General features: G+C 45.7%; 19 protein-coding genes. 15 read left to right on the plus strand and 4 right to left on the minus strand.

Annotated elements, in window-relative coordinates; translation table 11 throughout:
* Positions 1-117: 117 nt before the first annotated feature.
* The 4 genes from M1D61_RS05945 (at position 118) to M1D61_RS05960 (ending at position 5857) form a co-directional block, all read left to right on the plus strand.
* Positions 118-1584 carry a carboxylesterase/lipase family protein gene (locus M1D61_RS05945; protein ID WP_458121539.1) on the plus strand — a complete coding sequence of 489 codons (1467 nt, stop codon included), beginning with the start codon at positions 118-120 and terminating at the stop codon, positions 1582-1584.
* A 399-nt stretch (positions 1585-1983) separates the two neighbouring features.
* Positions 1984-3039: an HD-GYP domain-containing protein gene (locus M1D61_RS05950; RefSeq protein WP_458121540.1), complete on the plus strand. Its 1056-nt coding sequence runs from the start codon at positions 1984-1986 to the stop codon at positions 3037-3039.
* A 175-nt stretch (positions 3040-3214) separates the two neighbouring features.
* Positions 3215-5239 (plus strand): S9 family peptidase, encoded by a 2025-nt coding sequence (locus M1D61_RS05955; RefSeq protein ID WP_458121541.1) that lies wholly within the window; start codon positions 3215-3217, stop codon positions 5237-5239.
* A 33-nt stretch (positions 5240-5272) separates the two neighbouring features.
* The gene (locus M1D61_RS05960; protein WP_458121542.1) at positions 5273-5857 is read left to right on the plus strand and encodes a GNAT family N-acetyltransferase; all 585 of its coding nucleotides are present in this window, start codon (positions 5273-5275) and stop codon (positions 5855-5857) included.
* Between the two features lie 169 nt (positions 5858-6026).
* On the opposite strand, the gene M1D61_RS05965 is transcribed toward M1D61_RS05960, so the two are convergent.
* A complete protein-coding gene (locus tag M1D61_RS05965) occupies positions 6027-6686 on the minus strand; it encodes an S-layer homology domain-containing protein (RefSeq protein WP_458121543.1) in 660 nt (219 codons plus the stop codon).
* Positions 6687-7565: 879 nt separating this feature from the next.
* On the opposite strand from M1D61_RS05965, the gene M1D61_RS05970 reads away from it, so the two are divergent.
* Entirely contained in the window at positions 7566-8354 is a 789-nt protein-coding gene (locus M1D61_RS05970) for an alpha/beta hydrolase (protein ID WP_458121544.1), read from the plus strand.
* A gap of 179 nt (positions 8355-8533) precedes the next feature.
* On the opposite strand, the gene M1D61_RS05975 is transcribed toward M1D61_RS05970, so the two are convergent.
* The 3 genes from M1D61_RS05975 to M1D61_RS05985 all read right to left on the minus strand — a co-directional run bounded on the left by M1D61_RS05975 (position 8534) and on the right by M1D61_RS05985 (position 11263).
* Complete coding sequence (locus M1D61_RS05975; protein ID WP_458121545.1) at positions 8534-9613, minus strand: mechanosensitive ion channel family protein; 1080 nt, start codon at positions 9611-9613, stop codon at positions 8534-8536.
* Positions 9614-9847: 234 nt separating this feature from the next.
* Positions 9848-10105, minus strand: a complete 258-nt coding sequence (locus M1D61_RS05980) for a GlsB/YeaQ/YmgE family stress response membrane protein (RefSeq protein ID WP_046213461.1) — start codon at positions 10103-10105, stop codon at positions 9848-9850.
* Between the two features lie 258 nt (positions 10106-10363).
* Entirely contained in the window at positions 10364-11263 is a 900-nt protein-coding gene (locus tag M1D61_RS05985; protein ID WP_458121546.1) for a manganese catalase family protein, read from the minus strand.
* Positions 11264-11575: 312 nt separating this feature from the next.
* On the opposite strand from M1D61_RS05985, the gene M1D61_RS05990 reads away from it, so the two are divergent.
* The 10 genes from M1D61_RS05990 to deoC all read left to right on the plus strand — a co-directional run bounded on the left by M1D61_RS05990 (position 11576) and on the right by deoC (position 25754).
* Positions 11576-12517: a sugar-binding transcriptional regulator gene (locus tag M1D61_RS05990; protein ID WP_458121547.1), complete on the plus strand. Its 942-nt coding sequence runs from the start codon at positions 11576-11578 to the stop codon at positions 12515-12517.
* Between the two features lie 378 nt (positions 12518-12895).
* Positions 12896-13345 carry a MarR family winged helix-turn-helix transcriptional regulator gene (locus M1D61_RS05995; protein ID WP_458121548.1) on the plus strand — a complete coding sequence of 150 codons (450 nt, stop codon included), beginning with the start codon at positions 12896-12898 and terminating at the stop codon, positions 13343-13345.
* 121 nt (positions 13346-13466) lie between these two features.
* The gene (locus tag M1D61_RS06000) at positions 13467-14834 is read left to right on the plus strand and encodes an MFS transporter (RefSeq protein ID WP_458121549.1); all 1368 of its coding nucleotides are present in this window, start codon (positions 13467-13469) and stop codon (positions 14832-14834) included.
* Positions 14835-15115: 281 nt separating this feature from the next.
* Complete coding sequence (locus M1D61_RS06005; RefSeq protein WP_458121550.1) at positions 15116-15364, plus strand: hypothetical protein; 249 nt, start codon at positions 15116-15118, stop codon at positions 15362-15364.
* Positions 15365-15389: 25 nt separating this feature from the next.
* On the plus strand, positions 15390-20834 hold the full coding sequence (locus M1D61_RS06010) for an RHS repeat-associated core domain-containing protein (RefSeq protein WP_458121551.1): 5445 nt from the start codon (positions 15390-15392) through the stop codon (positions 20832-20834).
* A gap of 21 nt (positions 20835-20855) precedes the next feature.
* Positions 20856-21407, plus strand: a complete 552-nt coding sequence (locus M1D61_RS06015; protein WP_458121552.1) for a hypothetical protein — start codon at positions 20856-20858, stop codon at positions 21405-21407.
* Positions 21408-21593: 186 nt separating this feature from the next.
* Positions 21594-22133 (plus strand): hypothetical protein, encoded by a 540-nt coding sequence (locus tag M1D61_RS06020; RefSeq protein WP_458121553.1) that lies wholly within the window; start codon positions 21594-21596, stop codon positions 22131-22133.
* A gap of 210 nt (positions 22134-22343) precedes the next feature.
* The gene (locus M1D61_RS06025; RefSeq protein WP_458121554.1) at positions 22344-23780 is read left to right on the plus strand and encodes an RHS repeat-associated core domain-containing protein; all 1437 of its coding nucleotides are present in this window, start codon (positions 22344-22346) and stop codon (positions 23778-23780) included.
* A gap of 155 nt (positions 23781-23935) precedes the next feature.
* Entirely contained in the window at positions 23936-24565 is a 630-nt protein-coding gene (locus M1D61_RS06030; RefSeq protein ID WP_458121555.1) for a hypothetical protein, read from the plus strand.
* Between the two features lie 523 nt (positions 24566-25088).
* On the plus strand, positions 25089-25754 hold the full coding sequence (deoC, locus tag M1D61_RS06035; protein WP_458121556.1) for a deoxyribose-phosphate aldolase: 666 nt from the start codon (positions 25089-25091) through the stop codon (positions 25752-25754).
* Positions 25755-25842 lie beyond the last annotated feature (88 nt).

The raw sequence follows: 25842 nt of genomic DNA on the forward strand, positions 1-25842 counted from the left end.
GGGTATTTCGTATACCTAATGATTTTATCGTAACAAGCAGGGTACATGGAGGAGAATCGGGGCAGCAAAGGATTCCCGCCGTACCGATCACAGCAGATGGAAGGATGGAGATTGGCAATGGAAACGACTCAAATTCGTACTCAATATGGAGAAGTGCAGGGTATACGGGAAAATGGTGCAGTAGTGTGGAGAGGAATCCCGTATGCCGAGCCTCCGGTTGGAGATCTGCGGTTTCATATGCCTCGTCCACCGAAGCCATGGGAAGGTGTACGGGAAGCGACCCGGTTCGGACCGGTCTGTCCGCAGCCCGGTAATGAGCTGGACAGTATGTTTGGCGCATCCAATGCACGTCCGGTACAGTCAGAGGATTGTCTGTATCTGAACATTTGGGCATCCGACAAATCTACCGAGAACCGTCCAGTAATGGTCTGGCTTCATGGCGGAGCCTTTGTTACCGGAGCAGGAAGCCTGCCGATCTACGATGGTACTTCCCTTGCGGTCAATGGGGACATGATTGTCGTTACCATTAATTATCGTCTGGGACCACTTGGTTTCCTTGATCTGTCTTCCTATGGCAATGCGCATGCAGCCAATCTGGGCTTGCTGGATCAGATTGCCGCGCTGGAATGGGTACGCAACAATATTGCTGCCTTTGGCGGCGACCCGGAAAAGGTAACCATATTTGGTGAATCGGCCGGTGCGATGAGTATCGCGGCACTGCTGGCTATGCCGGCAGCCAAAGGGCTGTTCCGTGCAGCCATTATGCAAAGCGGCGCTTCCCAGGTGATGCCGCCGGAAATGGGCAAACGGATCGCGGATGCTTACCTGCGGGAGCTGGGCGGCAGTCCGGAGGATCTGTCGGTGCTGTATTCAGCTACGACGGAAGAGCTGCTGCAGGCAGCGGATCGGCTGCGTAATTCCGGCCGGGAAAATATGCTGGCATTGATGTTCCAGCCGGTGATTCATCCGCAGACGCTGCCGGTGGAACCAGTCGTAGCGATTGAGAATGGTGCAGCCAAAAATATCGCACTTATTGTCGGCACTAATCAGGATGAAGGTTCACTGTTTATTAATCAGTCTTCCCAGCTGCTGTCACGTGAACAGATCAGTGGGGCACTGGAAATGATGACGGGGTTGAACGGAGAACATCTATTGGAGCAGTACCCGATGACGGTGCAAGGACAGGCACAGATTATGACTGATCTGTTCTTCTGGCGTTCAGCTGTCCGGTATGCGCAGGCGCAGATTAATCATGGTCCGGTGTGGATGTACCGATTTGACTGGAATCAGCCCGGACATTCCTGGCTCGGAACGGCTACCCATGCCGCCGAGATTGCTTTTGTATTCAACAATCTGCCGCTGTTGAGACATATCGGGATTGAGCCGGATGAGCTGACCAACAATCTGGCGGTGCAAATGCAAAAAGCCTGGATTACCTTTGCCCATACGACGACACCGGCCACGATGGAGATCCCATGGGGAGACTACAAAAAGCATGATCGCACGACCATTATCTTCAATCGCCAGATCAATCTGGTCGAAGATCCTGATCGTGACAAGCGGATAAAGCTGATTGGAGATTGATATATGCCATCGATGGTTCTCCGTCCGTTTCTACCGTTCCTGAACAACAGGATCAGTAAGAGCCGAGTAATCGGATAAATGAACAAGCAGCAGAAGCGAAGCGGATCATCCGTTTCGCTTCTTTACTGTCTGCGTATTGCTGAAGCTTCATTGTGCAGAAGTAGGCGTTAGCAACGGCAGACGGCAGACTCAGCAAAGTTCATTTTACCTTTCTGGTTTCAAAAAAACTGTGGTCTACACAAATATGCAGACAGCAGCCCAATTATTAAGTACTAAGCTCTATACAGTCTGCCTCTTCGTTTGCCGATAACTAATATATTTAACGAATATCTGCTATACATAATGCAGCATTACCAGATTAGATGGACCAGGCAGGTATACATAAACGGAGGGGTACTATTGTTAATCCATATCACCGATCTCAAGCAGGGAGATAAGCTGCTTGCGGATGCATTCAACCGCCAGGGCGTTCCCTTATTAAAAGAAGGAACACAACTGACTGAAGAAGATATCACACTGCTTACGCGTCATCAGCTCGACTATGTGGATGCCTCTTCCTCGCAGGGAAGCGCATCACTTCCGGAATTCGATCTGCAGCAGGATCTGATCGGACTCCCAGCCCGGCTCAAACAGAGTGTCGAACAATCATTGCAAACGTATCAGTCGATCTTTCTGGAAGCGCTGACTAAAAGCAAATTCAGTGCCGAGCTGGCAGACCAGCTGATGGAGCCGCTGCTGCTTGATCTGAATGGCAAAAATGATATCGTCTCACTGCTATTGATGCTGGAAGCCGAAGATGATCATATTTACAGCCACTCACTCAAAGTGGGTCTGCTCAGCTATTACATTGCTGACTGGCTTGGTTACTCCGAAGAGGAGAGCTACCGGATCAGCCGAGCGGGCTATCTGCATGATATCGGCAAAAGCCGTCTGCCTTCCATTATCCGTTCCGACCGCGAGAGCATGAACGAATCCGAGCGCAAAGAGCTTAAAAAGCATACCCAGTACGGTTATGATCTCATTATGGAATCGCTGAATGACAAAACGACAGCGCTCGTCGCTCTGCAGCATCATGAGCGTAATGATGGCACAGGCTACCCGCAGCGCCTTTACAAAAATGGCATTCATGATTATACCCGTATCGTATCGGTAGCGGATGTATTTGTGAATATGACCTCGGCGAGCAGCGACGGCAGTAAACAGGGGCTGGTCACCATTTTGCAGAATATCTATGAACTCGGATTCTCCAAGCTGCATGAGAAGCCGGTGCAGGCGCTGGTTCACCATATGTCTCCCAATCTGGTCGGCAAAAAAGTCCAACTGGACAACGGGGAAAATGGAATGATTGTGCTGGCAAACCAGACCGACATGTTCCGCCCCTTGGTCCAGACAGATACGCAATTTATCGATCTGTCCAAAGAACGCAAAATCCGTATTCGCAAAGTATTCATTTAATATCCAATCCCGGAATAATTTGTTGGCATCCATGTATCCTGCCGGCTGATTATTCCGGTTTTTTGTAGTCACATTGCAGAATAGTACTCGCTGGGCTACTATGCATATATGGGTGAAGATGGAAGAAACAGGTTGATTAAGCTTCCAAGCAGCACCCGGAAGGGAGGCAATTCAGATGAAGGACAAACGTAATGTACAGGCAGAAGATCTTTACCGGCTAAAATGGATCGAACAGCCGGAGGCCTCTCCATCCGGCGGGGCGATTGTATATGTAAGCCGTCAGGTTAATGACAGCCGTGAGGGTTACCATTCCCATCTGCGGATGATTCATCAGGATGGCAGTGGAGATCGCCGATTCACAGCAGGTGAGCGGGATCATTCACCGGCATGGTCCCCAAGCGGACAGCAGCTGGCTTTTTTACGTAAAAAGGATGAGCATACCCAGGTGTGGATCATACCGGCAGACGGCGGCGAGGCCTACCCGGCAACCGACCTGAAGCATGGAGTCCAATCTTTCAGGTGGTCACCGGATGGCAGCTGGCTGCTGCTGTCGGCGGAGCGGGAACAGGAAGATCAGCTGGAAAAGATAGCTGCAGCACAACAGGGCAGCGATACGAATCAGACATCTGAACAAGCTGCTGCCAGTAAAAAAGCCGTTATTATCGATCGGATTACATACAAATGGGATGGCGAAGGACTGTGGCAGGGACGTCGTAAGCATCTGTATGTGCATTCGCTGGTGGATGGTGCCGGTCGCTGGCTTACGACAGGGGAATATGATGTACACAGCTATGCCTGGGCGCCGGATAGTACCCGGATTGCTTTCACAGCACATATTCCATCCGATAATGAAGCCGATCCCGACTTTGTCCGAAGCAGCGATTTGTATACGCTTCATATTCAGGGGGATCATCTGCACCGGTGGACGCACAATGAATACGAGATGATCTCCCTGTCCTGGTCACCGGATGGTCAGCAGATTGCTTTTATTGCGAGTGACCAATCGTATCATAATGCGACGCTGACCCGGTTGTATCAGTTGTCTCTGCCGGAGGGCAGCATCTCCTGTCTGTGCCAGAATTCGGATCGGTTGATTGGTAATTATCTGGTCGGCGACAGCGGGGTCGGTTCGACCGTCGAACCGGTATACAGCAGAGATGGTCAGCAAATCTATACGCTGATGAGCGAGCAGGGTACTGTACAGCTGATTGCAACAGCGACCGATGGTTCCGGTTATCAGCTGATGTTGGATGGGCCGCGCAATGTCCATTATTTTACCCTGACAACGGATGAACATATCCTCTTCGTCGCAGCAGACAGCCTGCAGCCGGGCGAACTGTTCTGCCGAGATACCGTCCAGCTGGAAGAGCGGCAGCTCACTCACTGGAATGATGAACTGCTGTCCCAGCTGCGGCTCAGTGTTCCGCAGGAGATTCAGCTGACCTCGGTCGATGGACGGCCGCTGCAGGCATGGCTGATGCCGCCTGCCCGGGAATACGATGCCGATAACCCTGTGCCGGCCATTCTGGAGATTCACGGCGGACCGCATATGATGTACGGATATACGTTTATGCATGAGTTTCAGCTGCTGACCTCGCAGGGATACGCGGTCATATTCGCCAATCCGCGCGGCAGTCACGGCTATGGTCAGCAGTTTGTCAACGCCTGCCGGGGCGATTACGGCGGCGGGGATTACCGCGATCTGATGGAAGTGACCGATTATGTACTGGAGCATTACGACTGGATCGATCCGGATCGGCTCGGTGTGACCGGCGGCAGCTATGGCGGCTTTATGACGAATTGGATTGTCGGTCATACCGACCGCTTCAAGGCCGCTGTAACCCAGCGCTCGATCTGTAACTGGGTTTCCTTTTATGGGGTGAGCGATATCGGGTTTTACTTTACCGAGGACCAGATTGGCAGTACGCCATGGCAGCGACTGGAGACGTTGTGGAAGCATTCCCCGTTGGCTTTTGTGGAGAATGTGAAGACGCCTATTCTGGTACTGCATGGTGAACAGGATTTGCGCTGTCCGATGGAGCAGGCAGAACAGTGGTTTACCGGACTCAAGCGTATTGGAGCTGTGACCCGACTCGTTCGCTTCCCGGATGCCGATCATAATCTGTCCCGCAGCGGTCATCCGCAGCTGAGAATCCAGCGGCTGGAGCATATTGCCGGCTGGTTTGGACAATATTTGTAGAATACGCATGTAAATGGAGCTGATGAGCTGCTTATGTATAGAGACGGGGAAGTATGCATACGTCCGATGGAAAAGCGGGATATGTACCGCTTGTGGGAGATCAGTGTTCGGGAAGCCGCTCCCGAATGGAAAAGGTGGGATGCTCCGTATTACGAACATACTCCGCTCACCTATGAGCAGTTCTGTACAGGCCAGCAGGAGAGCATGCTGCGCAGTCCGAGCCGCTGGGGTATCGAGGTAGATGGCGAGCTGGTTGGACTGGTCACTTACTACTGGGAACATGAAGCTTCCCTTTGGCTGGAGATGGGCATTGTCATCTTCGTGCCATCCTATTGGAACGGCGGCTATGGTACCCGGGCACTCCGGATGTGGATGAATCATCTGTTCTCCACGCTGCCGCTTGTCCGGGTCGGCTATACGACCTGGTCGGGCAATGAGCGGATGATTGGCGTCGGTTACAAGCTGGGCATGACGATGGAAGCACGTCTTCGCAAATGCCGGCTGTATAATGGAGTCTATTACGATTCGATCCGGATGGGTATTCTGCGTGAAGAGTGGGAGAGTACCCGTACTGCTGTCGATCAGAACCTGACAGCAGCAGATCGCAACCCGATATAACAGGACTGCAATTCGATCAACAATACACAAATACGGACGATGGGTCAGAAGCCAAAGTAACAATAACAGCAGCGACAGCAACATATATTAACTTATGCAAAGAAAAGAACCCGCAGCGGCAACATGCCAGCTTGCGGGTTCTTTTTGTTACGAGTATCATCGGTTCCTATTATTGAACAGTATCCTCACTGGCTGGTGTACCCATCGAATCGGCTGCAGTACCTTCATCAGCAGAGCTGTCCGCTGCAGGCTGGGCCGATGCGGGATGCTTTTGCAGATAATCCAGCGCATTGTAGATCATTACAGCCGCTTCCGCACGGGTGATTTTGGCTTTCGGATCAAAGTTTCCTTTGGCATCCAGTTCATTAATGTTCATCGGCAGATTGCCTGCTTTTTGCATCGATTGCATCAGATAGTTGGTGAACTGTTCACGCGTCAAATCCGCTGCAGGATCGACCGAACGAGGAACTTCGACTCCATTTACAGCTGCAATAATAAAGGCATCCGAGTACCATACGCCATCTTTTACTTTGGTATAGGAGTCACTTGCCTGTGGTGCTTTAATAAATGTAAACTGCGCCAGGCTGAGCTGGAAGCTATTGACCAGCATCTGGATGCCCTGCGCTGTATTCAGCGTCTGATCCGGTTTGAATTCGGTAGCAGTCACCCCGCTGATAAATCCGCGATCTTTGAGTGATTCGATCTTTTGCTGTCCCTGCACATTACGGATATCCGTAAACTCGCCATCTGCTGCCAGTACCTGTCCACTTATTGCAAGCGTCAGCACCGAGGCGGCCAGAAGGGACATCCATTTAGGCTGTATTCCCATTTCCTATTCCCCTCTCACACTGTTATTTTGGCCCTTCCTATTCCTACAGACGCGACCTGTTCCTATTAGGTTGCAGTTTTGATACTGTTAATTTAATTTTTAATAAATAAGTATCGACTTACTGGGATCGGTTTTTTCGACATATATAGTACTTTGGGTTTAGTTATAGTCAAATAATGACAAAATTAATCCTAAGTAATATTAGGGGGATTTTGGCGAAACCAGGACTGCTGAATCATTTATAAAATACTAGGAAAAATGTGACTATTTTATGTTTTCAATAGGAAGAATAGAGGGTATAACTTAAATAACTAAGATATCAGCATAGGAAGTAATAGGAACCGACTAGGAAGGCAATTCCTACTTAGCAAATAAATGGAATTTAAACCACTATCATAAAGGAGCGTGAAGGTTTTGAACATCAACTTAAGCGTATATCAAGCGACCCCCTACAACCACCAGCAATTCAGACCGCAGGCCACAATGACAGCGGATAAGTCCAGTGCAAGTACTGGTGGACAGAGTTTCCAAGAGCTGCTGAATGCTCAAATGGCAGCAAGTACAAGCATAACGACTTACAGAAAACGCTAATCGGTAATGGTTTAACAGCAGCCGTCATCTGCTCTACAAGGTGGACGGATCATAATTACGCACGTTCCGAGACGACATAGAAGCAGTACTGTCTTGAAATAGTATATCCACAAAGATTAGAAATTGGGCTGTGATGGAATTATTTCCATATCATACGGGTTGAACTACATATCAGGGCATGTTCCGATCCGGAGCATGTCCATTATTATGTCTGTATAAGAAATCGCTTTCATTAATAAAAAGACGTATGATAATAAAGATAACTTTATTCCGGGGAGGTAATGGATTATGGCACTGATGCAATGTAATTTTTATTCGGAAGTACTGGGACTGTCCACTTCCATGAATGTGATTATTCCGCAGGAGACACACAGCCAGATAGGGATGGAAGGTCATACGACTGGAGGCAGGCATCCGGTATTGTATCTGCTGCACGGTCTGTCGGATGATCATACGATCTGGCTGCGCCGGACGTCGATCGAGCGTTATGCGGCTGCTTATGGTCTGGCGATCGTGATGCCTAATGTACACCGCAGCTTTTATACGGATATGAAGGAGGGCGGCAAATACTTTACTTTTGTCAGCGAAGAGCTGCCGCGGCTCACAGAATCCTTTTTCCAGGTCTCTGACCGCCGTGAGGACCGTTTTGTAGCCGGACTGTCCATGGGTGGGTATGGAGCGCTCAAGCTGGGTATAAGCCTGCCAGACCGCTATGCTGCGGCAGCAAGTCTGTCCGGTGCGACAGATATTACCTCCCTGTACAAGCGGGGCGATGAAGAATATACGACCGAGATCAAACGCATTTTCGGTTCGCTGGAGGAGCTGCAGGGATCAAACAATGACCTGTTCCATCTCGCCGGGCAGCTGTCGGCTGCAGAGCCGGGGACGAAGCTGCCGTACTTGTACCAGTGCTGCGGTACAGAGGACTTTCTGTATGACGATAATATCCGATTCCGGGACCATGTGCGCCAGCTCGGAATAGAGCTCACGTATGAAGAAGAGCCGGGGATGCACGAGTGGGGCTACTGGGATACCAAGATCCAGCGTGTACTGGAGTGGCTGCCGCTGTCCCGCTGATTACAGGAACGGTAGAAGGTAGAATCACAGGAAATCGAGCATTATTTGATAAGGAATCGACAACATAATTTTCATAAAAATAAGCAGCTTCTGTCTATTACGTCAGAGGCTGCTTGTTTTTATGCTGCTGGCCAAGAGGCAGGGTCATAAATGAACGCGTTATACTTTCATCCTGGAGTTTAGGCCTTCTCGGCATCCGGTTCCTGCACCAGTACCCGGTGAGTCGGATAAGCCAGCTTGGCTTCTTCCTCCTGCAGTACCTGCATCACGAACAGGTTCAGCTTTTGACGGTATTCCAGATTGTCTCCCCAGGCAGGCGACTTGGTAAAGCACTGTACCATGATTCCCAGGCTGCTCTCATAAAATTCGTTAAATTTAACCATAACCGAACCGGGAGCTACCGCTTCATCATTTTCCAGATGCTCGGTAAGCCGATCTACAATCCGCTCGATCCGGTCACCCGGAGTTTGCAGGGATAACTTGATATTGAAAAAGATTTTACGTTTGCCCATCTGGCTGCCGTTCGTAATCGCCGACGAGGCCAGTTTGGAATTCGGTACAATCACCAGCGCATCGGTAAAGGTGCGAATCTTGGAACTGCGGAACGTAATATCTTCGACGATGCCTTCGATGTCCGGTGTAGAGATCCAGTCTCCCTTGGAAAAAGGCTTCTCCAGAATAATGACAATTCCGGCGATAATATTGCTGAGCGACTCCTGGGCGGCCAGCGAGATAGCGAGCGTACCCAGTCCCATTCCTGCGACAACGCCGTTAATGCTGAATCCCCATTCCGCGCCAATACTGGTCACTACCAGCACGACAACCACAAATCGGACCACTTTGGACAGGAAAGGAATAATCATACTGGTGGCATCCAGTCCAAACTTCTTGCCCACACCTTCCAGCAGGATGGAGGAAGCCGCAGATACATTATAGAATCCCCAGCCCAGCAGGATCACACTGATACTGCGATAGATCCGGTTAATATCAATCACAAAATTCCACTGTTCATGCATAAAGTAACGCAGTGCCGCATACGTCCCGATCAGTATAAAGAAATACTGCAAAGGCTTTTCAAAGGCTTGAGCCCAGCGAATCAGAGCGGGATGGTTCTTGAAGCGCCCGATTAAAAAGGCAAATAGGTACCGGGTAAACAACTTGCGGAATAACAAAAATAAAATCAAAATAACGATGGATACAAACAAATCAATCCAGCGTACATTGTAATACCATTGTATCAAGTCATCGATAATGTACATATTCACCATCCTTTTTTGTGTCATTTGCATAAATATTGATTACCCTTTTCCTGCAGCTCCGATTGATATTTCGGATCGTTAAATGTAAGGTGCACGCTCTGTTTTACTGCAATATATGATTAATTCCATAACAGTAGACAGAACAAAAAAAGCCCGCTCTGTCAAAGAGCGGGCTTTCTGGCAGGAAGTATATACGTTCCTGATTGCTTATTTATTCATCACGTATGGCAGTTGTTAGCTGCGTGTACGACGCATCGAACGGAAGATCATGCTTGCAATGAATACCAGTACGACTGCACCGATAATCGATTGAATCACATAGAATCCGCCGATCTCAGGACCCCAGTTACCCAGCAGCATGTTACCTAACCAACCACCGATGAAACCTGCAATAATATTACCAATGATACCACCCGGAATGTCGCGGCCTACGATCATACCTGCGATCCAACCAATAATACCACCTACGATTAATGACCAAATGAATCCCATAATTTTCTCCTCCTAAGTAAGTCAATATCTTTCTTAAGATAGTCGAGTACTTTTTCAAAATAACTTAGGATATCCGTGAAGCAAGTAAGTTAGTTTGGAAAGTGTATTCGATAATCTCTTGTCGTCTATTTATTAACCACTGATAACTATTTTAAACCGTATGTTCGAAATTTAATAAATAAATTGGTTGGCAGCCCTGCCCATAAGGCATGAAAAAAGCCTGCACCGGTCAAGGTGCAGGCGGGGAGATCCCTTGATTTACTTGATGTTTCCGTTAGCTTTGAGGCGTTTGGCAATCTCGGCAAAGTCTTCTTGCGAGATACCCGGCGCGAACTCTTCTTCGACCTCAGGATACTCTGGAACAGGTACACCCTGCGGGAATCCGTGAATAACTTCCAGCGGCAGACCGTCTTCCGGGTGGGTTCCTTTCCAGATTTGGTCGATCGCTTTGAAGTCTTCGGTGCTGTGGGTGTACAGTTTGGTATGGACGCCTTTATCTTCGTATTTACGTGCTTCATTGAATGCTTTATTGCTCAATGAAGGAACAGGGACGAGTTTGGTCACGTCGACACCGGTTGCCATTTGCAACGCTTTGGCATAAGCGACGACGTGCACACCGCCGCGGACGAGCAGGAAACCGACGACTTCGCGGGCTGCCGGATGATCGGTCATCTCATATACTTTCATCTTATGTGTTCTGGCACCGCACTCCAAGAAAAAGTTGTGCAGCAGATCCTCCACCAGATTACCGCTGTTGAACACATTGTCACCTGTCCACGGTCTGCCCATGGAATCACGCGGCATGGCGCCCTGGGCACCGGCGAGGTATGGATAGCTCAGTCTTGCATTTTTGACAGACTCCAGAGGTGTGTCATCCGGCTGCTTATAGGAAGTGGAGCCGGCCTGAATCTTGTTAATTCCGTGAGCGACCAGCTCGACGTGCCCCAGTTCTTCGGCGGTAATACTCGTTACCAGATCGTAGAACGGCTTGAGCTTGGTCTTGTTACGGAAGTTAAAGGACTGGAACAGGTAGTTGTTCAGAGTCGACATTTCCCCGAATTTACCACCCAGCAGTTCCTGTACAGCAGCTGCCGCATTCGGATCGGGACGGTCCACATCGGGAATTTCAATCATAATCTGGTCAAGACGTGTGAACATAATCATACCTCCATTATTCAGTTGTATTGTGCGTAATCATTTTATTGCAAAAAACTGTATTGAGAAAAATAAAGCCTATACAACCAATACCCTAATTTATCCACCGCAAACGTTAAAAGGAAGAGAGTGACCTAATCTTCATTTAAAGTTCACAATATAAATTAAATATGGAAAATCCAATATTAGCTGTAATAGACAGGGGATTATAGTCTACCCATCGTAATTATTTTGGGAAAAATGTATAATATGTAAACGGTATCTGTGCATGCAATGGCACAGACAAGATCACGATAGAGATGTGGGATGAAAACTATGGATCATGAGAAACAGCGGCTCAGCATCGAGACCGCCCGGTTATACTATCTGTCCGACTACAGCCAGCAGGAGATCGCTTCCCGGCTCGGCGTGTCCCGGCCAACGGTATCCCGTCTGCTGCAATATGCCAAGGAAAAGGGTTACGTACGAATCAATATCGTCGATCCACTGGAAGATCTGGACGAGCTTGGTGAACAGCTCAAGCGCAAGTACAAGCTCGATACCGTGCAGGTATGCTATTCTCCGGTCAATGAATACCGGGAGATCCAGAAGCATATCAGCAAGCGGGCGGCCGATTATCTGTACGAGATTGTGCAGGATTCGGATATTATCGGCGTCACCTGGGGAACCACCATGTACTCGGTCGCCCGCCAGCTGGAGCAAAAGCAGGTGCGCGGAGTGGAGGTTGTTCAGCTCAAGGGCGGGGTCAGCCATTCCCATGTGAATACGTATGCGGCCGAGACGGTTAATCTGTTCGCCGAAGCGTATCATACGAGTGCGCGGTATCTGCCTTTACCGGTGATTTTCGATAATATCGAGGTCAAGCGCATGGTCGAGGAAGACCGCCATATCCAGCGCATCATTGAACTGGGACGGCAGGCCAATATCGCCATGTTCACGGTCGGTACGGTCAAGGAAGATGCGCTGCTGTTCCGGCTCGGCTACTTTAACAAGGAAGAGCAGCAGCTGCTGCAGCGCACCGGTGTAGGCGATATCTGCTCCCGCTTCTTTGATAAAGACGGCAATATATGCAGCACGGCAATCAATGAACGCACCGTCGGCATCGACCTGCCCGATCTGCGTAAAAAGGAAAAATCCATTCTCGTCACCGGCGGTCAGCGCAAGATCGAAGCAATCGAAGCGGCGCTGGTGGGCAAGTATGCGAATATTCTGGTCACTGATCAGTTCACCGCCCAGGCTCTGTTAAGTGAGACATGATATGGGCTCAGCGGGACGAGGAGAGAATGGAGAAGAGCAATAGGGGACAGTTGAGTGAATGCAAATCATACTGAAATAGCAATATTCTGAATAGCGATATTTTGCATAGTAGATCTTGAATAGCCATATTCTGTCCTTTGATCTTCAGACACAGTCATATATTATCGAAGTGCTTGAATATAGAATCACTTGGCCATAGCACGGAAGCCGGATATACCGGCAGCCGTGCTGTTTGATTTGCCTTTTACAATGTAAAATATTGATCATTTGTATTGACAATAGTTGCATATTAAACTAATATTGGTTCGAGTTCGAACTAATTGCATAAAGATATGCAATTTTGAAATATCTGTACCGGAAAGGAAACAGTGATTGTTCATGGATTCTCCATCAATACAGCCTGATGATACAAGGAATAGTCCGGCTCATATCGTCAAAGTGCTCTATATCATGATCCGGCGCGAGATTGAGACGGCGCTGCGTCCGCTCGGTCTGACCCCTCAGCAGGGACAGGCACTGCATGCACTATCCCATTCACCCGGTCTGACCAATACAGAACTGGAACATCAGCTCATGATCGAGAAGTCTAGCGTGACCAGCCTGATGAACGGCATGGAAAAGAAAGGCTGGGTCACCCGCAGAAGTCATCCGGAAGACGCACGTATGCGACAGAATGAACTGACCGAAGCCGGACAGCAGATGCATCAGGCGGCCCATGCTGCGGTCGAAGAGGTCAAGCAGCGTTCCCGCAACGCCCTGACCTCAGAGGAACTGGAGCAGCTTCACGGATTGCTGTCCAAGCTGAATGCGGTATACCGGTCTTCCTGAACGGCTCGCTGTTGTTATTGTTTTTAATCATTTTCACCAGTCACTTTTTAGAGTTTATTATTTTATGCTTGGTGTGTTTATTCTCCATATTTTTTATTTATAGAAAGGAATTTATTCTCTCATGAATCAGGAACAGGTCTACCCCAATGGCGATAAGCTGATGCGCGTGCTGGCATTTACGCTCGTTTTCTCCGTCATGAATGCTTCGATGTTTAATGTTGTTATGCCGATTATCAGCCAGGAGTTCCATATCGGAGCATCCGAGGTCAGCTGGCTGCTGACCGCCTATATGATCGTCTATGCTGTCGGCTCCGTCACGTACGGCAAGCTGGCGGACAAGTACCGGCTCAAGGATCTGCTGACCTTTGGCCTGATCTTCTTTGCCCTCGGTTCGGTCGTCGGTCTAACCGCCACCCATTTCTGGATGATGATTCTCGGTCGTGTCCTGCAGGCTGCAGGTGCGGCTGTTATCCCGGCTACCGCAATGATCGTGCCGGTGCGCTACTTCCCGCAGGAAAAGCGTGGTGCCGCACTTGGTATGACAGCAGTCGGTCTGGCGCTCGGAACCGCGATTGCCCCGATTGTATCGGGCCTTGTGACCAGCTTTGCCAGCTGGCGCTTTCTGTTCCTGCTGTCGATTCTGCCGCTGATTGCACTGCCATTTTTCCGTAAATACCTGGATGATGCCAGGGGGACGGCGCAGAAGATTGACTTCCTCGGCGGTGGACTGCTCGGAGGTGCGGTGGCACTGCTGCTGCTGTCCATTTCCCAGAGCAACTGGATCAGCCTCGTGGTCGGTATTATTCTGCTCGTGCTGTTCATTGTTCGTATTCGTACGGCCAAGGAACCGTTTATCCAGCCTCAGCTGTTCCGCAATCGCCAGTATTCCTTCAGCCTGTTTATCGCCTTTCTGGCGACAGGCATGAGCTTTGGACTGCCGTTCCTGACACCGCAGTTCCTGTCCAGCCTGAATGGACTGTCCCCGGCGATTATCGGTCTGATCATGTTCCCGGCCGCGATCTGCTCGGCGATCCTGGGCCGTCAGGGCGGACGACTGGCTGACCGGAAAGGCAATTCGTATCTCGTCTATATTGCTACCACGCTGATCTTTATCTGCTTTGTCACGCTGTCGATCATGGTCGGCATCTCGCCATATGTGGTGCTGTTCCTGCTGATTTTCGGCAATGTGGGACAGACATTTATGCAGATAGCCATGTCGAATACGATCTCCCGTACGCTGACCAAGGATCAGGTCGGGGTAGGGATGGGCATGTTCTCCCTGCTGAACTTTATCGCCGGTGCAATGGCGACGAGCATTATCGGCAAGGTGATCGATACCGATGCCAATGGATTTCATTTGAACCCGGCTGCGCTGTTTAGCGAAGCGTATACGTTTAGCAATATTTTCTCCGGCTTGGCGCTGCTTGTCGTGATCGTGATTGTGCTGTATACCGTGCAGTCGAGATGGACAGCCGGGCAGGCGAAGTAGAGGACAGGAAGATAATAGAATGTAAAGAGGCCAGCTGATTTTCTGATCAGCTGGCCTTTTTTTGTGATGATTAAACATAGACTCATATGTACAGTTATTGGAATAATAAATATAAAAGTTTATTAATAAGTATTATTCCCATTTTTGTAAACAGGCAGTATAATCTTCTGCAAGATGCTGTAGGGCTGTAAGCTGCTATTAATACCCTGTATATTCATACATAGGGCAGTTTACTTCCATTTACACGTCTATACGATTAAGAAAGGAGGGAAAAGACGTATATGATCCCAAATTATCTTCGCAAATTCGCAGTGGTGCTATTTTCTGTAAGTATCCTGTTCTCCGCTGTACTTACAGCCTCTGCTGCCTCTACCAGAGTGTATGAATACGATATCAATGGCAGATTGACCACTACCTACACAGCAACACAGAAAGTCACATACAGTTACGACAAGAACGGTAATCTGCTAAATAAAAAAGTGGAAAAAGGGAACTATAGTGTCAATCTGAGCGCAACCAACAAAAAATAAACAGAGATTCGAAGGGGATAAACAAGTGAATATAATCAAGCGATTAAAGGTCCCGGTAGTGTGGATACTCAGCCTGATGCTGATACTGGAGATGATCTTGGTACCGGCCTATGCGTCAGCTGGAACGTTAGCATCCAAAGAAACATTCTCTTCCGTTCAGCCACCAAGCCGCACGGCAGCGGCGCCGGATACCGATCCGGATCAATGGACGACGGTTGCGAAGAGCGTCTACGGTGATGTATACGAGGAAGATGATCCAGAGATGGATGCATTGGAAGAGAAGCTCAAGCAGCTGGACTATCCGGCAGCAAATTCCCGGGTGAATTCCTTCGCTCTCCAATCCGAGACGACGACACTTCCGGAACCAGAGCCGATTACTGAACTGGGAGAAGAGAAGATTTACCTGCTGCTCAAGGATGGAGCAGCACCTGTAGATATTTACTGGATTGAATATCTGCACCGGATCACAGGCAAAGACGGAGATCAGATCTGGCAAGACTATCGTCAACAGAACATAAAATGGGCGGAATTAGAGCAACAATACAACAAAGCATCTGTTACAGAAGATGTATATAGAAACGTACAGGATGATACATATGGACCAATGCTCTCTACACAAGGTCTACATGCGATACGAGGATTGACAGCTGAAAATTCCAGCGCGCCTGCAATGACGCTGTCGGCTGCTCTAACTGGTGCACTGGATGATATGATTAATGATCAACGAATTGATAATCTGGGCAAACAGCAATATGATGAGAATCCGGAAAATACGGAAAATATTAGTACTTCAAGCGGTAGTTTAACTTGGAATGCTAATCAAATCCATCTTCCGGGACGAGATGGGCTGGATTTGGATATTGGAGTACGTTACGATTCCTTGGATACTTCTGCTTTTACAAGAAAATCTTCTAAAAAAGGTAGTGCTAGCGTGTATAAACGCAGCTACACTTATGAGCGGAATGATTTAGGAATGGGATGGTCTTTCCGACTTCCTTCTGTAGAAGGAGGAGGACCTAACTGCAATTATGCTCATTTTGTCTATCATTCGGGTACAGGACAAAGCTATAGGCTTTATACGGGTTATGAACCTACTGTTGAAATAAAAAAAGAGAGCGGTGTTCTTCTAACATTTTCAAGATATATTCCAGATGCTGAGCAATTTTCTAACGGAGAATTACAAGCATGTTATCTGACTAAACAGCTAGATGGAACTAAAGAATACTTTTCTTCTTTTGGTTTACTGATTGGTAAAGTAGACCGATATGGAAATACAATTACCTACCATTATCAGGATCGGAAAGTAAACTCTGAAGTGACTGAAGGTTGGGGTGGTTTTATACTAGCCTATATTACAGATACGCTCGGGCGCAAAGTGACTTTTGATTATGAAACCAAACTGAATCAGGGTGATGATTTCCAAGGGGAAAATATCGTTGTTACTGTATATAATCCTCAAGGTCAGCCCCAGCAAAAAGTGGTTTATACCAAAAGCAGAGCTAAATTGATTCAAAATGAAAAAGATCAAGGATATGTACCGCTACTACAAAGTATTACTAATAATATGCAAGAAAAGCAAACTTTCCATTATAGCGTGGTTAATGCTTCTTTTCGCTTTAAGAGTTCTAAGAACTTTGTAGATGAACCTTATTTCTTGCTAAACCAAGTGACTTCTCCTCGTTCTGTCACACATTATGAATATGAGCAAGCAAGTCGTAGACCAGGGAACAAAGGAGAGAGCACAGAATACAGAATTCGTTCACGTTATGATGTTCCTCTTCTGGCGAATAATAGCCAGGGTAATAGAATGAATCAAATCGATTATACCTATATTAATGACTATACCAAATATTATGATATTAATCAGGCTAATGGTGGGGATCGTACCTTATACCGTTACTCTCAAACTGCCCATGTTAAGAGCAGCACAGCAGCTGATGGAACTGAAATCACTAATACCTACAATGGTAAACATCAGTTGCTTTCCACAGAAACCAAGAACCCTCAAGGCGAGACAGTTACAACGAATTATCAGCAGTTTGATCCAACTTATGAATACAACCCTACCAAAATCCAAACGATTCAGAAGGATGCGAACGGCACAGTCACCCGCTACAAGGATATTACCTATACCGACTGGGGTGGCACATCAGCTGAAACCGATGACCTGCTGGAAAGCGACTATAACAACGCTGATACCAGAGCACGTCATACCGTAAACTACACCTATGATCCTGTGTACCATTTGCCACTCAGCAAATCATGGTATCAAAGCGATAACAAACAAATCAGCGAACAATACAGTTATAACACTTCCGGTCGTCTGCAAAGTACAACCAATGCTGCAGGAGAAGTAACCAACTATAGCTATGAACCTTCACCATCGGGGCCCAACCAGATCCAGAAAGTCACCGAAACTCGTAAAGTGCGCGATGGTATGAGCACCAGCGTCACGACAACATTCGGTGCCGACTATAACTATGCCTATCCAACCGAACAGACCCAGACACTGACCAATGCAGGCAAAAATACACAAACCGTTCGTCAGACAATGAAGTACGATAGCGGCACGGGTCTGTTAACAGAACAAACGGACAGCGATGGACGCAAGACAACGACGACTTACGATGCTCTCGGCCGACCGACCCGGATTGTCTCTCCATCGATCACCAATCTGGATGGCACCGTATACGCAGTAGAAGACCAGTATGCCTACACCAATCGTGCCTACAGTACCGAGGCAGACAGCGTCAACAGCGGTATCCTGACGATGCGAGTGGACAGCATCCGCCAGTATACCAATACAGCGACGGGTGCGACGACCATACTGACACGCCAGTCCTCCTATTACGATGGCATGGGCTTCCTGCGTGTAGATGAGACGTATAATGGCACCAATGGCTGGACCCGTTCCCAGTATCATCCGGACGATCAGGGGCGTGCCGTCTATGCAATAGACCCGGCTGGCAATACCCAGACTGCAGCCTACGACGCATGGGGCCAGCAGATAGAATTTACAGATGCCCAGGGCAACATGTTTGTGAATAAAGCCGAGCTGACTCAACATAAAGCCAAACGGTTTGCTGTTGCAGCCGATCAGGTATCTGCCTATCGCTCCAACCCGGGCAATGCAGCGATCCAGCTTAACTATGTGGAGCAATCCTACGATGCGTACGGACATATGACAGGAATGCTCGCTTACCAGGATGGATCGGCCCGCAGCCAACCGATCAGGGAGAGCTATTCGTATGATCTGGTCGGGAACATACTGACTTATACCGACCCGAATAATAACCGTAATGCTAGCGGCGTGACTACAGCCTTTACGTATGACGGATTGAACCGTCTGACTTCCGTACAGGATGCGATGGATCAGACGAGCCGTTATGATTATGATGGAATCGGCAGTTTGTCCAAAGTGACAATTAGCGATACAACAGGCAAAAATGAGACCCTGTACAGCAAAGACTATAACGAGCTTGGCCAGATGACCAAGAAGACCGATCCATCCGGTAACAGTACTGATCTGACCTACAATCAGCGTGGTCTGAACGATCAGCAAACGGACCGCAATGGCACCGTGACGAATTATCAATATGACGAACGCGGCCAACGTACTGTAGCTACTCTAAAAGGGACAGACGGCAGCACGCTGCAGACCAAGAGCATCTTTGGCAGTGACGGCAATCTGCTTACAGATCGTCATGAATTGTACCTGAACGGTACCAAAACAGCCACGCAGACAAGTACCATCGACAAGCTGGATCGGGTCACCAATCTGGTCTCGACAGCCAATGGATACAATGCACAGCTGAATGTAACATACGATTCGCTGGATCGGATGACGAGCCAGAAGAACAGTCTGAATGGTAACAGCCTGTTCACCAACTATGGCTACGATAAATCCCGTCTAACCCAGATTCAGACCAATGGCGGTCAGACCCGTACAACGGCCAAGACAGCGAATGTACAATATGACTACACACCGCTTGGTCAAGTACGCAGTATCACGTTCCCTACCCTGTCGGATGGAACGACCTTGCGTGAGAGTATGAGCTACGATCCACTGAATCGCCTGTCCCGACTGACCAATACAAAAGGCGACCAATTGTTGTCAGTATATAACTATCAGTACGATGCCAACGGCAACATTACAGGGATCAAGGAACAGGTGCAGAGTGGTGCAGCACAGACTTCAACGTATGCGTATGACAAGTTAAACCGTCTCACAGTGGTGAAAAGAGCCGACGGCAGCGAGACCCAGTATACGTATGATTTGCGCGGCAACCGCAAGACGATGATTGATACCCAGGAACTGCCGGAGACAGAGCCAGCAAGCTATACGTATGATCTGCAGAATACACTAACATCTGCAACCACAGCCAAAGGTAAAACCAGCTTCGACTATCTACCAGACGGACTACGAGCCAAAAAGACTACCGGAACCAAAGTCACCCAGTATGGATACAATGGAGCTGGCAAGGTGGTTTCTGACAAAACTGCCGATGGTACAGCTTCCAGCTATATTCGCGGTGACCGGGTGCTTGTTAAAAAAGACCAGACGAATAAGAAGGATTACTATTATCTGTATAACGGACATGGTGACGTAGTCCAAATGATTGGAACAGACGGCAGTCTGGTGAATAGCTATCGTTATGATGAGTGGGGGAATATTACCCAGCAGAAAGAGACGGTGACGAATGAGTTTAAATATGCTGGGGAGACGTATGATGCAGAGACGGGATTATACTATTTAAAAGCTAGGTATTACGATCCAAGTATAGGAAGATTTTTAAATGAAGATATAATTGAGGGCGAAAATGAAAATCCAATAAGTCAAAATATTTATACGTATGTAGAGAATAATCCATTAATTTATACAGATCCAACAGGACATTATACGTTTAAAGAAGATCCTAGTAAACCAGCAGTAACTCCAGATAACATAGAAAAACATGCTAGTGATAAACTAGTCGAGTTTCTTAAAACTTATGAAACATTTTCTGGACGATGGTATTATGCTACAAAAGAAGAAGAAAAAAGAGATATAAAAACGATAGGTTATGGGCATGTAATTCAACCTGGAGAGGAAAGTTTGCTGAAAGGTATTACAGAAGATCAAGCACAATCTTTATTAAAATCAGATATTCATAATAAAGCTGAAAATTATGTAAATAAATGGGCGGAAAAAAATGGTGTAGTTTTTACACAACAACAATTTGATGCTCTTGTTAGTTGGAGGTTCAATGGGGGAGACTTTTTAGGAAGTGATCCGGGAGAAATGTTGGCATCTGGAAATTTTTCGTCTGCTAAATTTCAAAATGAGTTTAAAAATGAAATGCTTTTATGGGTAAAAGCTAGTGGTAAGAAGTTATCTGGATTATATTTGCGTAGATATGATGAATGGGAAATGTTCGTGAAAGGTGATTATAAAAGGAATTATAACAGAAAGATACCTAAAGGTTTTTAGAATAAATAAGGAGGTCATACAATGAAAAAAATAGGTATAGTAATTTTTTTGGTTCTAAATTTATTTTTAGCTACTTCCTGTGGAATAAAAAATAATAGTTTACAGATTGAAACTCCAGAATCAGATATCACTAACTCTGCTGTAGTTATTAATAAATCAACACCTGAATTAGTAGAGGATCTGATAGGTAAATGGAAGGTGAAACGTATTTATGCCTATGGAGTTGGTAGCTCGAAAAATGATGAACAGACTATTGAAAAATTAATTGGGACAGAAATCATACTCAGTTCAAATTCTATTAAATTCGGTAAAGAAAAGAATAAAAAACCTATATTTTATAAAGTTAGTAAAAGTTCCGATGAAAGCTTCTTTTCTGATATTGATTGGATAAAAGAAAGTACTATAGCAACAAATTTAAATCTTCAAAGTTTAAAAGAGATAAGTCTATATGAGGATGCTAAGTATAAAAAAATTTATTATGGTGATGGGAATATTATGTATTATACCAACAATAAAGAACTTATCTTAAATAAAGACGGCGACTTATTTTTATTAGTTAAATTGGAAAATTAAACAGGATTTAAATTTATTGATTTTTAATAGTGTGATTATTTGGAAGATAGTCACTTAAATTCATATTTTAAACCATATGGGAATATTATACTCTCATATGGTTTTTTTATTAGTATGATAAATGAAAATGATACAGCATTTGGTCAACATAAGCTAACACCAGCTGATTTCGGGAGGTAATCAAACTTGTTTGAGATAAAATACCGAATTATTATTGATGAGAGTTACTGGAAAAAAATGAATTTAGATACAATTGAAAAGGAAGGCGGAATTGAGGGCTTCTTTCAGTTAAATCTGCATTCAGTTAATTATGGTTATTACCATGATAGGGAATTGGCAGAGGGTGAACAGGGTTTTGACATTATTTCAACTTGGTTATCAAATTTATTAGAAGTATGTCTTTTAATAGACAATACGAAGTATGTAGCGATAAAGGATACAGAATCTTACAATACATGGCTTGAATTTATTTCTGCTGATAATGACTTGCTTGTGAGCGTGATTCAGTCGGACAGTTTCATTAGTGAGTATGTCATTACCAAGCCTTTAGAGAATCGAGTTTATCCCGAATGGAAAGACATTATAGTCAAAAAGGAGGAGTTTAGCGAAGAGGTGATTAATAATGTGAAGAAATTTATTTCAGAATTGGCCCAAATAAACTCTCTCATAAGTATGAGCCAAAGAATAACTCAATTGCAATCAATGCTCGACAAAGTCAGTCAGTAGATATTTATAGACCTTGAGGGTAACGCCTTCAAGGTCATTGTTTTATCTCCATCCAGTGCCGAATGAATCGGGTGATAACTCTCATCATTTGGCGGTCAGACCCGCACAACGGCCAAGACAGCGAATGTACAATATGACTACACACCCCTTGGTCAAGTACGCAGTATCACGTTCCCTACCCTGTCGGATGGAACGACCCTGCGTGAGACCATGAGCTACGATCCGCTGAATCGCCTGTCCCGACTGACCAATACAAAAGGCGACCAATTGTTGTCGGTATATAACTATCAATATGATGCTAACGGCAACATTACAGAGATCAAGGAACAGGTGCAGAGCGGTGCAGCACAGACTTCAACGTATGCGTATGACAAGTTAAATCGTCTCACAGTGGTGAAAAGAGCCGACGGCAGCGAGACCCAGTATACGTATGATTTGCGCGGCAACCGCAAGACGATGAGTGATACCCAGGAACTGCCGGAGACAGAGCCGGCAAGCTATACGTATGATCTGCAGAATACACTAACATCTGCAACCACAGCCAAAGGTAAAACCAGCTTCGACTATCTACCAGACGGACTACGAGCCAAAAAGACTACGGGAACCAAAGTCACCCAGTACGGATACAATGGAGCCGGTAAGGTGGTTTCTGACAAAACTGCCGATGGTACAGCATCCAGCTACATTCGCGGTGACCGGGTGCTTGTCAAAAAAGACCAGACGAATAAGAAGGATTACTATTATCTGTATAACGGACATGGTGATGTCGTACAGATGATTGGAACAGATGGCAGTCTGGTGAACAGCTATCGTTATGATGAGTGGGGGAACATTACCCAGCAAAAAGAGACGGTGACAAATGAGTTTAAGTATGCTGGAGAGATATATGACGGAGAGATAGGATTATATTATTTAAAATCAAGATATTATGATCCTAGTATTGGGAGATTTCTGAATGAAGACACATATGAAGGGGAACTTACAAATCCATTAAGTTTGAACCTTTATACTTACGTTCATAATAACCCACTGATTCATATTGATCCCTATGGAAATAAAGCTTGGTTAATTCATGGAACTTTTTCTGATGGGAATACTTGGACACCTGAATTTGTTGATTATATTGAGAAGGTATTCAATGAAACAAGTGAGAAGTTAAATTGGTCAGGTGAGAATAATAATAATGCACGTTCGGATGCAGCTGAAGAGTTTGCTGGTAGAATTTATGAATGGCAAAAGGATCATCCTAATGAACCAGTAAGATTAATCGGACATAGTCATGGAGGTAATGTAGCAATTATGGTCGCAAACTTATTAGAAGATAAAGTACCTGTAAACACTTTAGTTACCATTGCAACCCCAGTAAGAGAATATCAATTGGAGACCAAGGTAGGACAACATATAAATGTTTATAATGAAAGAGATATAGTACAGGGAGATATGGCAGGACACTGGTGGTTAGCAGGAACTACATTGACAAGGAAATTTGATAATGCAGATAATATATATGCTAAAGATGGAGAGAAAGGCACAAAAATTGAATCACATTCTACGATGCATAGTGACGTGAAAATATGGAAGAAGTATATTGAACCGGTTTTGCATAAAGGAAGATATTGGTATTCAGGTTCTGGAGGATCTTTTTAAGAAAATTATTTAAAATATTAAAACAAGTGAAAAGTAAAATAAAAAGTTATATTTTAAAGCCTTATAATAAGTATTATCTATTTAATCTAGTCTAGATAGCTACTTGATACTGTCTAGACTAGAATTTTATTAAACAAAAGGAGTTAATAATTATTATGCAGGGTGCGCTGAAAATTACACTTTTAATTATTATTATAACTAGCCTTATATGCTTTTTTTGGTTTATTACTGGTGCCACTGCATATTTTCAACGAGGTATGGATATTATAGGTACTGCATATCTATGGTACGTGGGATTACCGCTTCTATTATTTAGCACACTACTTGTCCTAATTCTTATTAAAAGATGGAACCCAACAAGCAAATTAGATTATATAGGTCTTAGTATATCTCTAATAATAACCCTCTTAATTTCCATAGCTTTAGTTAATAGTGTGAAAAATTATGGTTGGATAAATAAAAAAATAGAAAGTGATTCAGTTAAAATCACTGCTGATCAAAAATATGAATATCATATTGATTTGGTTAATTTATTTCAAAAAAATAGTTCTGCAGAACTTTATCTTAAAGATTTAAAGACTGGGGAAGTGACTCACATACCTGTTAATATTAAAACTAATGAAATTATAGGATTAGGAGTGAAGAAAACAAATCATTGGGTGAAACTTGAAGTTACAAAAAATGATAATATTTACCTTTTGTACACAACAAAAGAACTAGGAATACCTCAAGAAAAATTCATGGTTAACGTCTCAACAAAGTCTTCTAGCATAATAAGCCAATAATAATTTTCAATTAATGAAGAGTAATACGCTAAGTTTTTTATAAATCTTAAGTTATTTTATAAATGTATATCTATTTAAAATTAGACATTTCTATTGAGTTTTATTAAATTAGTTGGTGATTGGTTCAAATTTTAATCTTAAGAGATTAGACAAAAATTAAATAATATTCAGTAGATAAATGGAATATAACGGTTACTTCTTTTGTAGTATGTGATGTCCATACTCATTTAGCTCTCTAAGAAACATCTAACAACCCGAAAACAACTCAAATCCTCCTCACGAAAAATTCACATGCCAATCCGCGAATTTTGTGCTATCATACAATAGTTTTCCCCTTCTGACGATTGTTCGTCCGTCTCTGAACAAACTTTCAAAAACTGTTTTACATTTGTTCATACCAGTGCTATGATGTTAATGCAAACAAGGATCACAACAGATTTGCCATATACACAGCATGCAATTTGTTATCCAGGGTAATAACAAGAGTATGAAATAATGAATAGTTTAAAGGAGCGATACACATATGAATTTGGCCAAGCTTATTGACCATACATTGTTGAAAGCGGACGCAACAAAGGCGGAAATCACCAAACTGACGGATGAAGCGAGAAAGTACCAGTTTGCTTCTGTCTGTGTCAACCCCACATGGGTAGCCTACTGCGCAGAGCAGCTCAAAGGCAGCGGAGTGGATGTATGTACCGTTATCGGATTCCCTCTGGGAGCGAGCACTCCTGAAGTGAAAGCTTTTGAAGCAGCGAATGCCATTGAGAACGGTGCAACCGAAGTCGACATGGTTATCAACATCGGCGCCCTCAAGGACGGCGACAACGATCTGGTACTGCGTGATATCCAGGCGGTTGTCAATGCAGCCAAAGGTAAAGCACTGGTAAAAGTCATCATCGAGACTTGCCTGCTGACCGACGAAGAGAAAGTTCGCGCTTCCGAATTGTCTGTTCAAGCTGGAGCAGACTTTGTGAAGACATCCACTGGTTTCTCTACTGGCGGAGCGACAGCAGAAGATATCGCCCTGATGCGCAAAACGGTAGGACCTGATGTAGGCGTCAAAGCTTCCGGCGGCGTACGCAGCCTGGAAGACCTGAACCAGATGGTTGCAGCCGGCGCGACACGTATCGGCGCGAGCTCCGGTGTGAAGATTATGGAAGGTGGACAATCCACTTCCGATTATTAATTCACAACAGCCCATCGATTCCGTCCGGTCTGCGACCAGCAGCAGAGACGGAATCGATGGTCAGGCAGTACACAGGACAGAGAGGCTG

The sequence above is a fragment of the Paenibacillus sp. Z6-24 genome (assembly GCF_054161335.1).

Excerpts from the sequence above, each read along its gene's own strand:
- M1D61_RS05945 (WP_458121539.1), top strand. The coding sequence starts at position 118 with ATGGAAACGACTCAAATTCGTACTCAATATGGAGAAGTGCAGGGTATA.
- M1D61_RS05955 (WP_458121541.1), top strand. The coding sequence starts at position 3,215 with ATGAAGGACAAACGTAATGTACAGGCAGAAGATCTTTACCGGCTAAAA.
- M1D61_RS05960 (WP_458121542.1), top strand. The coding sequence starts at position 5,273 with ATGTATAGAGACGGGGAAGTATGCATACGTCCGATGGAAAAGCGGGAT.
- M1D61_RS05965 (WP_458121543.1), bottom strand. The coding sequence starts at position 6,686 with ATGGGAATACAGCCTAAATGGATGTCCCTTCTGGCCGCCTCGGTGCTG.
- M1D61_RS05970 (WP_458121544.1), top strand. The coding sequence starts at position 7,566 with ATGGCACTGATGCAATGTAATTTTTATTCGGAAGTACTGGGACTGTCC.
- M1D61_RS05975 (WP_458121545.1), bottom strand. The coding sequence starts at position 9,613 with ATGTACATTATCGATGACTTGATACAATGGTATTACAATGTACGCTGG.
- M1D61_RS05980 (WP_046213461.1), bottom strand. The coding sequence starts at position 10,105 with ATGGGATTCATTTGGTCATTAATCGTAGGTGGTATTATTGGTTGGATC.
- M1D61_RS05985 (WP_458121546.1), bottom strand. The coding sequence starts at position 11,263 with ATGTTCACACGTCTTGACCAGATTATGATTGAAATTCCCGATGTGGAC.
- M1D61_RS05990 (WP_458121547.1), top strand. The coding sequence starts at position 11,576 with ATGGATCATGAGAAACAGCGGCTCAGCATCGAGACCGCCCGGTTATAC.
- M1D61_RS05995 (WP_458121548.1), top strand. The coding sequence starts at position 12,896 with ATGGATTCTCCATCAATACAGCCTGATGATACAAGGAATAGTCCGGCT.
- M1D61_RS06000 (WP_458121549.1), top strand. The coding sequence starts at position 13,467 with ATGAATCAGGAACAGGTCTACCCCAATGGCGATAAGCTGATGCGCGTG.
- M1D61_RS06005 (WP_458121550.1), top strand. The coding sequence starts at position 15,116 with ATGATCCCAAATTATCTTCGCAAATTCGCAGTGGTGCTATTTTCTGTA.
- M1D61_RS06015 (WP_458121552.1), top strand. The coding sequence starts at position 20,856 with ATGAAAAAAATAGGTATAGTAATTTTTTTGGTTCTAAATTTATTTTTA.
- M1D61_RS06025 (WP_458121554.1), top strand. The coding sequence starts at position 22,344 with ATGAGCTACGATCCGCTGAATCGCCTGTCCCGACTGACCAATACAAAA.
- M1D61_RS06030 (WP_458121555.1), top strand. The coding sequence starts at position 23,936 with ATGCAGGGTGCGCTGAAAATTACACTTTTAATTATTATTATAACTAGC.
- deoC (WP_458121556.1), top strand. The coding sequence starts at position 25,089 with ATGAATTTGGCCAAGCTTATTGACCATACATTGTTGAAAGCGGACGCA.